Below are 15,247 nucleotides of genomic sequence, written 5' to 3'. Positions count from 1 at the left end.
CCGCCCGTAGGCCGCTCTACAGGGTGCCCGCTGACCTGCCGACTGAGTAGGTAGGGGAAATGCAGAGCTTTGTCATGAAAAGGAGCAACCTTGTCGCAACAACTTGAAGAATCTAGCGGGGACACGCAGCGAGATGCTGGGCTGACGGACGATCAAGTTGAAGTCCTCTGGCGGCTGTTTGTTGCTATTCACACGTGCTGGGGTGACGAACAAGCCTGTCGTGTCGAAGACATGGCCAGCCGTTGGCGTGAGTTCATACAGGTCAAGATCGCTGGGACTCCATCCTATTGGAAGCATTATGTGGATGCCTGCGACATCCTCGCCGAGTTGGAAGAGGAGCATGGTAGCGATCTATATGCGTTCTTGTTCATGGAAGGGCAAGTTCACCGATCGACTGAGAAACAAATCGTCGCTTTCAAGCGATATGTTGTCGACGAGTTCATCCGTGTGTATGTGAACTCGGGTGGATTTCGTAGCTTCGGGGGGCGGAATTATGCCGGTTTCGTCTCCGGTTCGCGTTTTCGCACGCAGCGTCCTTATCGCACTTTCGAGGATGCATGATGGCGAAACAGGCCAAGTCGTTCGATTACGTCATCATCGGTTCCGGCGTTGCGGGGGCGCTGGTTGCTCAGCGTTTGCTGGCGAAGAAACCGGCGACTTCCATCGCGATCGTCGAAGCGGGCAAACGGGTGCCGTTGAAAGATCGGCGCAAGTGGTGGGACTTCGTCGCAACCGGCATCAATCCCTACGACGATTTTCACGACCTTCCCATTGAGAACGAAAACGAATCAATTGGCGACGAAGCCTGGACGTTTCGTGAATCGCGATTGATGGGACGCGGTGGCTCGACCGTTCACTGGGGTGGTTGGGCGTTGAGGTTCAAAGAAGAAGACTTTGAAACCTGCTCGCGGACCGGACGTGGAGCGGATTGGCCGATCGGGTACAACGAACTCGAGCCCTATTACGAAATTGCCGAGCATACGCTGGGCGTATCAGGACTGGCGGAGGACTCCGCTGGCAAAATCATTCCGCCGCGAGCCAGCGAATACCCAATCGATGCGTTTCCGTTTGCAGAGGCCGATCGTCCTTTGATTCATGCCATGGAGCGACTCGATGTCGCGTACGCACATATGCCTGTGGCACGTTTCCGCAAGTGCATGACCACCGGAACCTGTCGCTACTGTCCCTTCGGAGCTCGATTCGCCGCTGCTTACGTTCTTGATGAATTGGAGTGCAATCCCGACTACCCAAACTTGGCATTCTTCGAGCAATCGCCTTGCGAGCGTTTGATCCCTCACGGCAGGGACAAAATCGCGAGCATCGAAGTCACCTCGACACAAACAGGCGAGTCTTCGCGGATCGAAGGAGACCGTTTCATTGTCGCTTCCGGTGCATATGAATCACCGAAGTTGTTGCAGCGATCCACCTCGACAAAGTGGCCTCGTGGCATTGGCAACGATACCGACCTCGTCGGACGGTTTCTAATCTCGCATCCGTTCTTACACGTTCGCGCCGTCCTGCCCAGCAACGCCAACCGCTGGAACCAGGAACTCGACTTCCCCACGCTGATGTCCCGGCACTTCGATTCGCCCGAGCAACAAGCGTACGGAAAGTTATTCCTATTCAAAGACCGAAGTCGCCCCAAAGTTGACTTGGCTGACCTGATGATCCGGGGCAAGACACGATCCGAAATCAATCGCGTCTCGATGGGTCCGATGGAACTGGAACTGCAAGGCTTCATGGAAGAATTCTCGATCTTTCGCAATCGCGTCAGCATCGGGAACAACACCAATCGTATCGGTCTGCCACAGACCCAAGTCGATTTTTCACGCGAATCCGACTTCGTGAATCGAGCAGCCACTCGGTTGGATATTATGGAAAAGATTGTCAGTGAGACTGGAGCCAAGATCATCCAATCCGGCGTGCGCTCTCAGCGTGGCGATCACTCCGCATGCACCTGCCGCATGGGGACCAGTCCCGCGACCAGCGTTGTCGATCCCAACCTGCAAGTCCACGGGGTCGAGAACCTGTGGGTTTGCTCCAACGCCGTCTTCCCGTCGGGTGCTGCCGTCAATCCCACGCTCACTCTCTCCGCGTTGGCGACTCGGTTGGCCGACCATCTACTTAGCCTAGGAGGCACGCCATGAACGATCGACGGATCATCGAGCACGTCCAGAATGACGAAGACGACCGCGACCTTGATTGGCTCAAGCAAGCCCTCCAGTACGCGATCGAATTGGAGTTCTTTACCATCCCGCCGTACCTCACCGCGTTTTGGTCCGTGAAAGATCATCGCGATCCCGTCGCCGTGGCGATCCGCGAAGTGCTGGTGGAGGAGATGCTGCACATGTCCCTTGCTTGCAACATGCTCGTCGCCATCGGCGGCATCCCCAAGATAGCCGATCCAGATCTTGTCCCCAAGTATCCCGGCCCGATGCCCGGCGGAGTCAAACCATTGCTGACGGTCCCGTTGGAAGGCTTGTCCAAGCCCGCGATTCGGACGTTCATGGCGATAGAGGAACCCGAGGAAGACATCGCTCAATTGGAGTCTATCCGAACTGGAGAAACCTTCGTCCGAATCGGCGAGTTCTACGACGCCATCAAATTCGCATTCGAGGATCTCAAGCCGCCGATGACTCGCGATGGCCAAATCGAAGCCTACTTTGGCGAAACGCAGCAGCCCGATGGTTCCAACGTACCCAAGAACATCGGCACTCAGCAGGATGTCGTCGCCGCGATCCAGTTGATCAAAGACCAAGGCGAGGGCACTTCCGAAGAAATTCGTGACCCCGACACCGGCGAACTGGCTCACTACTACCGATTCAAAGAGATCGACGTCGGACGAAAATTGATTCACGTTCCAAATCGCGGCTGGGTCCACGCGGGGACAGAGGTCGCGATTCCCGATTGCTGGCCAGTTGCCGAAGTGCCGCCGGGCGGTTACACGCGAGACAAGGTCCACGACGAGTCCGTGTGGGCCGACATGCAGCAATTCGATATCGCCTACACCCGAGTCATCCAGCAACTTCAACTCGCATGGACACCCGACTCGGGTGCGTCGGGTGGCTTGGCGGCGCTTCATCAAGGACTGGAGTTGATGATGTCCGACCTGCCACGTTTGGCCCATCGAATCATGCAAGTTCCCAAGAAGAACCAGAACCAAAACTACGCCCCGAACTTTCGGTTCGTGCCCGACACAGGAGCCGAAGACTGATGGGATTCCACGTCGAAATCAACTCGATCCTGCGCAGCGATCAATACGCCGCTTTGAAACCCGGCCAAGTATTGCCGTTCAAAAAATCGGGCAGCCGCGTGTTCTTTGACGACATTCCGGTCTGGCTGACTCTAAGTGACTGGACCGCGCTGGCCGAAATTCAAGTCATCTCGCAAGCACGCACGCCAGCGGGAGTCAATGGCGAATTCCAAGTCCTCCACGTCTATTCGGGCAAAGAACAGCGGCGCGTGACCGAGATGTTCCGCCGGATGTACGCCGGCGGCGGCGACCCGTTCATATACGTCTTGATGCCCCCAGCAACGTTGCGGCAAGCAACTGACTCCGGCATCTACGCCCCTGAATCACTCGCTAGCGAAAAATTCATACACGCTTCCCCCTCGGACCAACTCACCCGCATCGCCAACAAGTACTACAGCAACAACGACACCGTTTACGTCGCGGTCGTCTGCAAAACCAAAGTCACCGCCCCAATCAAGTGGGAACCCGCCACCGGCGGAATCTACCCACACATCTACGGCGAACTCAACATGGACGCCGTCGAAAAAACCATGACTTTCTTAAAACAGGAGGACAATACGTTTGGAATCACAGTGAATCCAGCGTGAGTTAGTCGTTCCATACGATCGCTGAAAAAACGTCGAGGCGGAATGCCACCGAGATTGGACAGCCGAAGGATTGGCAAGAGGTAAGACATCGAGCAACCAGAAACCTTAAATTCTTCCGAAAGAGATCCCCATGGCCAAGCCAGCAAAATCATCGCGTTCCTCCCGAACGAAGGCGACTGATCAAATCAGCGAGACTCACGTCTACAGCAACCACGACAACAATGTCGTCTGCATCACGGATTCTCGGGGGTACAAAACGCACCGCAACCTAAGTCCACTGGAAATCCGGCTCCATGAATCCGACGGCTTCATTCCACTCTGGGCCAACGGTGTCGTACTGCGATACCGTTTCCGCGATCGAGGTTTCAATCAATTCTTTGACGACGACGCCGATGGGGGGAAAGAGAGGGTTCTCAAGCTATTCAATAAGGCGGTCAACGCTTGGGGAGACGCAGCGCCGATCGCTTTTATTTATGACGAAGACACCTCCGACTTTGAGTTCGTCATGATCCCGTCCAAGGACTGCGATGCCAACGGTTGCGTCCTTGCATCCGCATTTTTCCCCGACCCTGGGCGTCACGAATTTCGCGTTTATCCGAGTTGCTTCGATCAGAGCGAAGCCGAGCAGATTGAAACGTTCATCCACGAAATCGGTCACATCTACGGATTGCGTCACTTCTTTGCAAATGTGCGCGAGCAAGATTGGCCCAGTCATCTCTTCGGAGAGGACAACCCGTTTTCAATTATGAACTACGGTGCCAAGAGCGTGCTTACGGACGCGGACAGATCCGACCTTCAAGATCTTTACAACGCCGTTCGGAGTGGAGAACTCACAGAGATCGACGGAGTACCATTCCGACTTATGCAGCCCTACAGCAGTCTCGCCTCACGCCGTTCATCCAAGCACATCGGAGCGAAGACAACTGGCGTCGACTCAGGCAATATCCCAATCCAGATCATCGTAGGCGGACACAAGCTAACAATCGAATAAACAAACCAATCAAACATCCGACCTACACCGCAAGAGAAATGAACCATGGAAAAGCCATTGCCACCTGATGAACTCGCTCGCCGAATCGCTCAGACGCTGAAGTCGTTGGCGGGCGACACGCCCGTTGAAGAATTCGTCGGCTTCGTCGGAGACGACGATAGTATGGAAGGCGTTTCGAGCCGGGAGATTAAAAAAGCTCAAAACGCGGCGGCAAGTATGCAACGAGGGAAAACGCCTTCAGCCGAGGGTATGTATCACCTCGAAGCGATTGTCCACCTCAAACATCGGCCGTCGCATCGCGTGACGAACAACACGTTCGATGCGTTTCCTGGCGACTTCCGATACATGAGCACGGACCGTAAAGTCCGCAAATGTATTGAAACTTCGTTTCCCGCAATCGGTAGGATCGACATCACCGACCTGCACCGGTACGAAGGCACCGGTTTTGTCGTTGGTAAAAACTTGGTCATGACCAACCGCCACGTCGGCCAGATCTTTACCCAGGGCGTGGGACGGCATCGGATTCGACTGCAGCCCTGGGGCACGGAAATTGACTTTGCCGAAGAACCCGGTTTCGATGAACCGGATGGTTACGAGTTGATCGAACCCATCATGATTCATCCCTACTGGGACATGGCCCTGTTCCGAGCCGATCTTCCCGACATCCAACCGCTCGAACTTTCCACCACGCCCTACAAAACGCTCCTGAAGCGGAACCAAGACATCGTTGCCATCGGATACCCGGCTCGTGATTCACGCAATGGCCAACGAGCACAACGCGAGATTTTCGGTGACGAGTACGAAATCAAAAGAATCGCTCCTGGGCGGATTGCCAAGAGAAAACGCGAAATCAGTTCCCGGTGGCTCAGCGTCCCCGTGGACGCACTCGCACACGACGCCTCCACGCTCGGTGGCAACTCAGGTTCGGCGATCATCAACGTCGATGATGGAACCGTCTCCGCGTTGCACTTCGCGGGCCGTTACATGCTCGAGAATTACGGTGTTCCCGGATACGAACTCGCTCGCGATACGCGCATCATCGACAGCGGAGTACAGTTCGCCGGCGAACTGCCGCCGAAAAACAACGACCTCGCCCCCTTCTGGGACGATATCGAATCCAGGCCAGACCCAAGTGACGCACCGCACGATCCAAACACCTCCATTTCCGTTTTTACCGGCAACCGATCTTCCTCAACTCAGAGCCACCAAATGAGTCACGACGACGAAATTACGGTCGAAGTTCCACTCAGAATCACGATCTCATTAGGCCCCGCAAAGCTAGGCGCCGGCAGTGCGGGTGCCCCTGGCCCCGATGCTGATCGCCACCCAGGAGGTGTTCAAAATGATCCCAACGGTCCCGACGACGATCTGATCGGTGAAGCCGACTACGACATCGGCGAAAGCAACGGCAGCGGCTACGACCCCGACTTCCTCTCCGAACACGTCCCCGTTCCTCGCTTGCCCAAGAAGATTGCGAACGACACGTTCGAGTTGAACGGCGAAACGCTAGTTGACTACACACACTTTTCCGTCTGCCAAAGCAAATCGCGTCGGTTGCCGCGACTCGTCGCGTGGAACATTGACGGTGGAGACATGAAGCAATTGTCTCGAAGCGGCATCCGATTCATCCTCGACCGACGGATCCCGCAGGAATATCAAGCTGGAAACGAACTGTATTCCAGAAACGCCTACGACCGGGGCCACGTTGCCCGCCGAGCCGACCTCAACTGGGGACCGATTCGCGAGGCTAAGAACGCCAATCGCGACTCGTTCTTCTTCACCAACATGACCCCCCAGCACGAAGCCTTCAATCAGTCCTCCAAAGGCGGCCTCTGGGGCGAGCTTGAAAACGCCATCTTCGCCGACGCCAAGGTCGATCACTTAAAAATTTCCGTGATGGCGGGACCGATCTTCAAGGAGACCGACAAAAAATACCGAGACGTTCAAATCCCCGACGACTTCTGGAAATTGATCGTATTTCATGATGAAGAAGACGACGAATTCAAAGTCGCCGCCTACATTATCAGCCAACGCGACCTCGTCTTCTCCGAAGGCCAAGTCGACGACGAGTTCCACCTGTACCAAGTCTCACTAACAAAGCTAGCAGAAGAAACCGGGCTTGATTTTGACGACATCGCTGAATTTGACACACATACCGAAGCCACAGAAACTGCCCGTGGAGTCGGTGTTAGAGAAATCAAGGGCCGAGAGAACTTGTTAGGCTAAATCCAATACTCGCATCGAATAAGTGGCACAACTTTGTGGATCGCTTCGACCCTGTCGCCTTGGATAAAGGACTCGCGAGCGACTTTTCGCCGACACCGTCCTCTTTTGGTGAGATTCAAGATCAACGTATCGTCAAGCGAACCCTTTGGGATGTTGCCAACCTGGATCCGCACGACTCGGCGGGCTACCTTTCCCATCCCGATGTACGCGTGATTGTTCATCAGAATATGCGATTTGATTCGACAGGTCGTTTCGTGATTGCTCGTGACCTGGCGCACGGATTTGCGGCTCGCGACATTCGACAGCCGGTGCTGATCGAGGTGCTCGATTTGAAATACCCTGCGGTCGATGAGTCGCATGACGAAATGGAGAAGCGTGAATCGGCACAAGGCAAGCAGAACAGACGACTGAAGAGCCTTGCCGGTCGAATCAAATATTTGGCGAGACATGTGAAGGTGGCCGTGGAGGATTGCGCCGAGGATGATGATGCCGACGATGCTGTTCAGGCGGCCTGTATTTTGAGACTTCGCAAGTACGTTTCTGCTCGGCTCACTCCGACGGAGATTCAGTCGCTGGCGGGGAAACACGCGGATTTGAATATCTACGCGATGTGGCGTAGTTCAACGATGAAGAAGCTGATTCACCGCTCGCATCGTGCCATCGCTGCGGACGCGAGTCGGGCGAGTTTTAATTCGAAGGGAAAGGCGATTACCTGGGCGGTGCTGGATACGGGCTGTCGTTTCGATCACCCGCACTTCCAGCGACGTCGTGGCGTGGACATCGACTCGTACGATGATTCGCTGATCATTGATGTCTTGGATTGCACGACACCATCGCATGAGCTCGAGTCGAACACGTATCCAATCGACAGTGACCCCGACGGGCACGGCACGCACGTGTGTGGGATTATTACCGGTCGTGGCAAAGAGCGCAAGGTTCGATATGACGGTGTCGCGCCAAAGACGCGGCTGCTGGTATACAAGGTATTGAACGATCACGGTGTCGGAGAAGATGCGTGGATCATCAAAGCGATTGATGATATCTTTCGTCGTAACGAAGACAATTCCGAGCTCGCGGTGCATGGTGTCAACCTCAGTCTGGGGGGGCCGTTCGACGCGACGGTATATGGCTGCGGGTATTCGCCGATTTGTAAAGAGCTTCGCGACCTGTGGCGACAGGGAACGCTTGTTTGCGTGGCGGCGGGCAACGAAGGACAGATTCAAGTATCAACGCAAGACGGCCCCTTCGACTTGAACACGTCTCTGTCGATTGGCGATCCAGCGAACTTTGAGGATTGCATCGCGGTGGGTTCGGTCAACACGGACAATCCGTACCTGCACGGCATCTCGCATTTTTCTTCTCGCGGCCCAACGACAGATGGACGCATTAAACCCGATGTGGTCGCACCTGGAGAACGGGTACGCTCGTGCAGCAGTGATTTCAACGGAAGTCTGTATCGCGAATTGAGTGGCACCAGCACGGCCTGCCCGCACGTGTCCGGAATGCTGGCCGCTTTTCTGTCTGTCCGTCGTGAGTTCATCGGACGGCCCGATGAAGTCAAACGGATCCTGCTGGACAACTGCAACGATCTGGGCCGAGACAAACGCCATCAAGGGCATGGCATCCCGAACCTTTTGAAAATGCTTACCGAGACCTGAATTGATCCAAGCGATTGCAATGACGAAGCTCACGAAAAAAGAGAAGCTGCAGCTTGTCTTGGAGTTGGTAGCGCTGACGACGAACCAGCGGGCGGGGTTCATGGCGGCCAATGGGATGCCGGTTTCGCTGAGTAACAAAGGCCAAGTGCGCGAGCGGGTGGCCGATGCTCTGGAGGATGGCGAGTTTGGCTACGAGGCGATTATCGCCTACTTGGACTCGGTCGTGCCCTGGGGCAAGCAGCATGTCTATCTGTTCAAAGGGCCGAAAGGATCGCTGACGAAGACGTGGAAGAAAAAGGTGTGGGTGATGGATCATCTGAAATCCAATGCTGCCGCGATCCATGAACTCGTGGGTGCTCCGGCGTTTGTTGGATTGCCCGACGAATTGACGCCCACTTCGGTTGATGTGACGAGCAAGCGATTCGCGATCGACATGGTTCGCAGGCGAGAGTGGTTTGAGCGTGAGCCGGAGTTCGATGAGTCCTCTGAAACGCTTGCCGGAGAGCCGGTGGAACTAAGGGCGTTTGTGCATCGCGTGGTACGCAATTTCGTGGCCTTTGAATGGGATCTCACCACCAATACCGCCATGTTGCGGATTTCACAGCTTGCAGGTGGCGTTCGCTACGAAAACGTGAAGCAGGAATTTGCTACGCTCGTGAATGATTGGCTGGATCTTGCGACGTTTGCGATCATTGACCTCCATCCGTCGATCTTGAAACTGCTGGAACTCGAAAAGAAGGGTTCCGGCATCACGCGAGCGCACGACTACGAAGTGCTGACCACGGCGGGACGCTCGGTTTCGTCCAGCAGCTATGCCAACGATGTGTCCGTCTTTGGCGAAAAGCTGACCGACGAGGTCTACAATTCGATCACCAGCACGGCGGTCGGAAACGTGGGCAATTTCTTTTGGCTTCCCAGAACCGGAAACCCGCTCTCGGAAGATCTGCGAGTCGTCCTGGTTGGCTCCAAAGACCGCGTGAACTTTACCGCACCATCAAACGAGAAGATTGTCCGAAGTGTACTTTCAGATATCCGCAAGCATTGCAGATAGCCACGCCGAACTCGCCGACGCGGCCAAGTGTATCGACGCCGTGATGGATGAGTGTACGCAACGGTCACTGATCCGCGGCCATCTGCTGGCCAGATCCAGTGGTGTAGACGTCAATCAGATTGATGCCGCCCTAGAGCTGTTTGCCGACGATCCAGCCTTCACCGCGGTCGAGGTGATTGAATGCGAGGGATGTGGTGCTGTCGAAAAACCAGCCGATATTCAAAAAATGATCGTCGAGTATGGGGCGTACACGTGTAGCCGATGCGATCGCAGCGTTGACGCGGAGTCTTTCCGAGCCGACGACTATTGTGCAGCATACTATTTCGAGCCAGACGCAGCGAAACGAATGGAAACTCCTCTCGCAATTCCGCCGGTTGTGAATCCGCCTGTTGCACCCACTCCCGGCATGGATGAACCGGTCGATCACGAACTAACCACGGAAGAAGTGCAAATTGTCACCGAGCTTTTCGAGTCTTGCTTCGATTCGGCTGATGCGGTGATGGATTTTGTGTTGGAGTCGTGCACTCGACCGATTTCCCGAGAAATTGAGACGCGCAACAAACGATCGGCGATTCGATCGTTACGTGAGAAAGCACACAACCATGCCCTGCTGGGCGAAGTGCTTGTTGACTTGGCAAAAGAGTTCCCGAACAAGCAAGCCTACATTCTTGCGGTCGCCGCAAAGATTCAGGACAAGTATGTTCAGGTCAGTGATGCTTACGAGCAAAAGGCACTCTCGTTGACCGCCAGTGCCGAAGAACCGTCACTCAATCTTGGACGCACCGCATTTCTGGAAAAGGCCACAAGCCTGAATCCGTTTTTAAACCTCGGAGATTTGCGGAAATGGTGCGAGCATGCAGAATCGCGTGTCTGTCGCGTGCGGAGTGACGGCGATGACTACGGAACAGGATTTTTAGTTGGTCCCGATCTTGTCCTGACCTGCTTCCATGTCGTCAAAGACTTCATCTCAACCCACGAACGCAAGTATCTTTCCGTCTGTTTTGATCCAACCATCGACATTGAAACCGCGACTGCCATCAACATCGACTCTGATTGGGATATCCCATTCTCCAAAGTCAGCGAGACGGACTTGCGAGACAACTTCGGTGTTCCAGAGCCCGACGAGCTAGATTTCGCATTGTTGAAGCTGACCGAAGGCCCTGGCGAAACCCGTGGCTTTTTCCAGCTTCGCGACAACGTTCGTCTGCCCCGCGTCGGCGAGCCCATCCTGATCGCTGGCCATCCCGGCCCATACGCACCGCTACAGGAGTTGAAATTCTCGATGGCTGCCCCGGGCTTCGAGAAAGTCAACAAGAACCAAACACGATTGATCTACAAAACCAGCACTTTAGAAGGCTCCTCTGGCTCCCCCGTCTTCGACCGCCAATTCCGCCTCATCGGCCTCCACCACAACCGAGGCGAGCAAGACGGCCGGTTCTATGCCAACAACCGAGGCATCCCTATCAAGACAATCGCAAAATATCTTGCGAAGTCGACGTGGGCCGACCTGCCTGAAATACAGAGAGTCACGACAGGATAACCTTTCCTAGGTTTAAAATCGTGATTTGGCTACGCAAATCAATGAGCGGTGAAGAATTTCAAGCCTAATTTCCCCACTTGCTAAAAGGAAAACGAAATGCGAACCATTGAACTACAGACGGCCATTGTGGGTGGTGGTGTGGCTGGGTCTTACGCGGGGTGGAGGTTGGCCGGTGCTGGATGTGAGGGGCTGGGACTGTTCGAGTATTCGCCCCGTGTGGGTGGGCGATTGATGTCGTTTGATGTTCCAGGCATCAAGGCGAAGGCTGAACTGGGCGGGATGCGATTTCTTTCTTCGCATCGACGGGTCGTCAAGCTTGTCGAGCAATTTGGGCTGCCACACGAAGAGTTGTTGATTGGTGATCCCGAAGGACGGAATCTGTATTACTTGCGTGGAAACCACTTCACCGAGGCCGACTGGAAGGTTCCTGCATTTCATCCGCCGTATCAGCTCGATCGACATGAGAAAGCACGCTCACCCAGCGATTTGCTGCATGCGGTCGCATTGAAGTATCAACATCAGGCTGAGAGCCTTCGAGATGTTGGGTTTTGGAATCTGTTGCTCGATGAGTATAGCGACGAAGCCTATCGCTTGATCCAAGACGCTGGTGGCTACGATACAGTCGTCAACAACTGGAGTGCGGCGGAAGCCATTCCGTTTCTAATCGCCGACTTTGCTCCCGGACTGCGATACATGAAATTACTTGACGGGTTCGATAGCTTGCCGCGCACACTGGCCAAAGGTTTCGAGTCGTTGGGCGGGCGACTTCACTTGCAACACCGTTTGCATCGAATCGACTACGACAGTGCGGCGGGGAGGTTTCGCCTGTTGTTTGATACGTCCGGTGACAATCGAGCGAGAGTCACACCGTTGGACAGTAACGCCGTGGTGGTTGAAGCTGAGCGAGTGATCTTGGCGATGCCACGTCGGTCAATCGAGTTACTGCATCCCGAAAGCGTTGTGTTTCGATCGGTCGAATTTGAATCGGCGTTGCAGACCGTGCTTCCGCAAGCCGCGTTCAAGCTGTTTGCAGCGTACGCGACGCCTTGGTGGGCCGAAACACGTGGCGTTGTTGCCGGCCGATCGGCAACAGACTTGCCGATTCGTCAATGTTACTACTGGCAGACTGGCGATTCCAATTTGCCGATCGGACAAAAGAACTCGATGCTGATGGCGAGTTACAACGATGGCGGATCAGTCGAATTCTGGGCGGGATTGGCTCGCGACCCCGAACGCTACCAGCCCAATCCGGCAATTTGCCCACCGGGCGTCGGTATTCCTGACTTCGTTCAAAACCAGTCTGCATCGCGCCGATTGGTCGCCGAGATGCAAAACCAGCTGCGAGAGATGCACGGACTCAACATTGACTCGAAGCATTCCAAAGCGATTGATCCCTACGTCGCGATTTTTCAAGATTGGACACAGGAGCCGTTTGGAGGTGGTTGGCATTTCTGGAAAATCGGTGCGGACGCGCGTAAGGTAATGAAACTGATGCAACGACCGATCCCTGAATTGTCGTTGCACGTTTGTGGTGAAGCTTGGTCACGACAACAGGGATGGGTCGAGGGTGCTTTGGAGACGACGGACGATTTACTGGTATCGCAATTCGGAATTCATTTGGGAGGTGAGCAATGATTACGGTCGCAGAGTATCTTTCACGACGATTGAAACAACTTGGTGTGGATACGTTATTTTCCATCCCTGGAAATTACACCGCCGAATTTTTGCTGGCCGCCGACCGTGAGGGGATCGAGTGTGTCGGCACGACGAACGAGTTGGAGGCAGGATACGCCGCCGACGCCTATGCGCGGTATCGAGGCATTGGCGTCTGTAGTGCAACATATGGCGTGGGCTCGCACAGCCTGTTCAACGCGATATCGGGGGCCTACGTCGAGTTTTGCCCGGTCGTGCTTGTCAACGGTAGCCCGCCGCCCGTGAAGTTCGAGAACCTCAGGAATCGAGGGATTCTATTTGCACATGCGATCGATCCGATTCGCACCGACGCGACGATCTTCGCCCAAGTAACGGTGGCTGCGACGGTTGTCGATGATCCGTTTGGCGCGCCCACCGAGATTGATCGCGTGCTTGTGGAATGTATCCGCCAGAGCCGACCGGTCTATATCGAGGTGCTTCAAGAGATTTGGTCAGCGGAATGCCGCGACCCGCAAGGCGAACTGGATGTCGCGTGGCCAGCAAATCCGCTGCATGGTGCAGCCTCGCAGGCAGTTGCTGACGCGATTGGCGAAAAAGTTCGACAGGCGAAGTGTCCGGTACTTTGGGGCGGCGAATTGCTACAGCGGCGTGGGTTGGTCCCGTACTTCGATGCGTTGGTTTGCCAGACAGGTTTTCCTTACACGACGACGTTGATGGGCAAGGGCCTGATTCCCGAAACGAAATATCCAGATCAGTTCATCGGTGTCTACGACAGCAAATTTGCCCCAAGTTCGGTTCGCGATGTCGTTGAGAATTCTGATTGCCTGATTGCATTAGGAACGATCATGAGCGATTTCTATGCAGACATCGTCATTAGCTCACACGATCGACTCGTGCTGGCGTCGGACGACGCAACACGAGTTGGCCCGGCGCTTTATCCCAACGCGGGGCTCGCAAACTTGATGCCACGACTGCTGGAAGTGTTGGCTCCCAAGCAGGAGACGTTTGTTCTTGAAGGTCTCGAAGCATTGGTCGAAAACCGCAAACAGAGAATTAGCTTCGCTTCGTCAGCTGTGGAGCGTGCCTCGTCGGAATCGACGCCGGTGACATACTCGAACTTTTTTGATCGGCTAGCTGATTCGCTCGATGAGAATTCAACTCTGTTGGTGGACACAAGCTTGGCACTATTCCCATCGGCCGAAGTTCCGATCCGCCGAACCAACGGTTTTGTCGCCCAGACCGCTTGGTTGTCGATCGGCTATACCTGCGGCGCGACACTCGGCGTGGCGACTGCTGAACCTGCTTCGCGTCAGATTACCGTTGTGGGTGACGGGGGGTTCCAGATGATCCCGCAATCGTTTTCCACCCTGGTCCGACAGGGCTCTCGTGCGATCGTGTTTGTTTTGGACAACGGCACGTACGGTATCGAGCAGTATTTGATTGACATGCAAATCCTGCCGCCTGACGAACGATTTTTCCACAACAATCTTCCCGAAGCATCGTTCTTTGACGTTTTGCCGAGGTGGAATTATGCAAAGCTTGGAAAAGCGTTCGGTGGTCGTGGGCTCAATATCAAGTCGCTCGAAGAATTAGACTCATTTCTGAGCGAACCAGGTGAAACGCCCATTCTCGTCGGCGTTAAGATCGACCAGCACGACCTGCCACCCGAGATCGAAGCCACGATTGAGCGCGAGCCAACTTTGGAATCCACCCTATCCGAAACGAGAGACCACAAGAATCGACAGGTGCCAATCCGGCTTGAAGGGTTCAATTGACTCTTTCTGTCGGCGAGAAGGCAAGGGAATCTGCAATTTCATCGGTGAAAGAAATGAAGCAGACTGACTCAACTACGTGACAGCTAGAAAGATTCTTTCGGCGCTTAGCGGAGTGGCTCGCGAAGATAAGGCAGCTTTCTTGCCTGGGTTCTTTCAGGCCGTGCCTGGCGGGTACGGCGAGGGCGATCAGTTCTTGGGTTGCGTGGTTCCCGACCAGCGGAAGGTGGCTCGGGAATTTTGTGATATATCGCGCGGCGAGCTGGTGAAGTTGTTCGCTTCGCCTTGGCATGAGTGTCGGTTGACGGGGATGTTGATTCTTGTTGGCCAGTTTGAAGTTGCGGCGAAACCGAAGAATCCTCATCGTGAGTTTGAATGCCGCGAGATCGGTAACTGTTCACGGTTTAGCGCGTACGTCGAGCCAAACTGCTTGAGTTAGGTTCGATTCTAGCCGATTGGTAGCAGCGGCGGCGGTCGCTGGCCGCGAAAGAAATGCTCAAGCGATGTCCGCAGAAC

General features: G+C 54.9%; 12 protein-coding genes. All 12 read left to right on the top strand.

The window, feature by feature from the left end; genetic code table 11:
• Positions 1 to 90: 90 nt before the first annotated feature.
• The 12 genes from Poly21_RS25845 (at position 91) to Poly21_RS25790 (ending at position 15,170) form a co-directional block, all read left to right on the top strand.
• A complete protein-coding gene (locus tag Poly21_RS25845; RefSeq protein ID WP_146409963.1) occupies positions 91 to 561 on the top strand; it encodes a hypothetical protein in 471 nt (156 codons plus the stop codon).
• Positions 558 to 2,147, top strand: a complete 1,590-nt coding sequence (locus Poly21_RS25840) for a GMC oxidoreductase (RefSeq protein WP_146409962.1) — start codon at positions 558 to 560, stop codon at positions 2,145 to 2,147. The genes Poly21_RS25845 and Poly21_RS25840 overlap by 4 nt, the downstream gene beginning before the upstream one ends.
• Positions 2,144 to 3,214 carry a ferritin-like domain-containing protein gene (locus Poly21_RS25835; protein ID WP_146409961.1) on the top strand — a complete coding sequence of 357 codons (1,071 nt, stop codon included), beginning with the start codon at positions 2,144 to 2,146 and terminating at the stop codon, positions 3,212 to 3,214. The genes Poly21_RS25840 and Poly21_RS25835 overlap by 4 nt, the downstream gene beginning before the upstream one ends.
• On the top strand, positions 3,214 to 3,840 hold the full coding sequence (locus Poly21_RS25830; RefSeq protein WP_302120668.1) for a DUF952 domain-containing protein: 627 nt from the start codon (positions 3,214 to 3,216) through the stop codon (positions 3,838 to 3,840). Before Poly21_RS25835 ends, Poly21_RS25830 begins: the two co-directional genes overlap by 1 nt.
• Before the next feature lie 130 nt (positions 3,841 to 3,970).
• Entirely contained in the window at positions 3,971 to 4,831 is an 861-nt protein-coding gene (locus Poly21_RS25825) for a matrixin family metalloprotease (RefSeq protein WP_146409959.1), read from the top strand.
• Positions 4,832 to 4,876: 45 nt separating this feature from the next.
• Positions 4,877 to 7,057: a DNA/RNA non-specific endonuclease gene (locus Poly21_RS25820; RefSeq protein ID WP_146409958.1), complete on the top strand. Its 2,181-nt coding sequence runs from the start codon at positions 4,877 to 4,879 to the stop codon at positions 7,055 to 7,057.
• Between the two features lie 35 nt (positions 7,058 to 7,092).
• A complete protein-coding gene (locus tag Poly21_RS25815; RefSeq protein WP_146409957.1) occupies positions 7,093 to 8,715 on the top strand; it encodes a S8 family peptidase in 1,623 nt (540 codons plus the stop codon).
• 19 nt (positions 8,716 to 8,734) lie between these two features.
• Positions 8,735 to 9,766 (top strand): hypothetical protein, encoded by a 1,032-nt coding sequence (locus Poly21_RS25810; protein ID WP_146409956.1) that lies wholly within the window; start codon positions 8,735 to 8,737, stop codon positions 9,764 to 9,766.
• Positions 9,732 to 11,306, top strand: coding sequence for a trypsin-like serine peptidase (locus Poly21_RS25805; RefSeq protein ID WP_146409955.1), 1,575 nt, complete (start codon positions 9,732 to 9,734; stop codon positions 11,304 to 11,306). The genes Poly21_RS25810 and Poly21_RS25805 overlap by 35 nt, the downstream gene beginning before the upstream one ends.
• 96 nt (positions 11,307 to 11,402) lie before the next feature.
• Positions 11,403 to 12,941, top strand: a complete 1,539-nt coding sequence (locus Poly21_RS25800; RefSeq protein WP_146409954.1) for a flavin monoamine oxidase family protein — start codon at positions 11,403 to 11,405, stop codon at positions 12,939 to 12,941.
• Positions 12,938 to 14,734 carry a thiamine pyrophosphate-binding protein gene (locus Poly21_RS25795; RefSeq protein WP_146409953.1) on the top strand — a complete coding sequence of 599 codons (1,797 nt, stop codon included), beginning with the start codon at positions 12,938 to 12,940 and terminating at the stop codon, positions 14,732 to 14,734. Before Poly21_RS25800 ends, Poly21_RS25795 begins: the two co-directional genes overlap by 4 nt.
• Positions 14,735 to 14,810: 76 nt before the next feature.
• The gene (locus tag Poly21_RS25790) at positions 14,811 to 15,170 is read left to right on the top strand and encodes a DNA alkylation repair protein (RefSeq protein WP_146409952.1); all 360 of its coding nucleotides are present in this window, start codon (positions 14,811 to 14,813) and stop codon (positions 15,168 to 15,170) included.
• Positions 15,171 to 15,247 lie beyond the last annotated feature (77 nt).

It is taken from the genome of Allorhodopirellula heiligendammensis, assembly GCF_007860105.1.
GTDB lineage: Bacteria > Planctomycetota > Planctomycetia > Pirellulales > Pirellulaceae > Rhodopirellula > Rhodopirellula heiligendammensis.
This window is presented reverse-complemented; position numbering and strand designations above follow the sequence as displayed.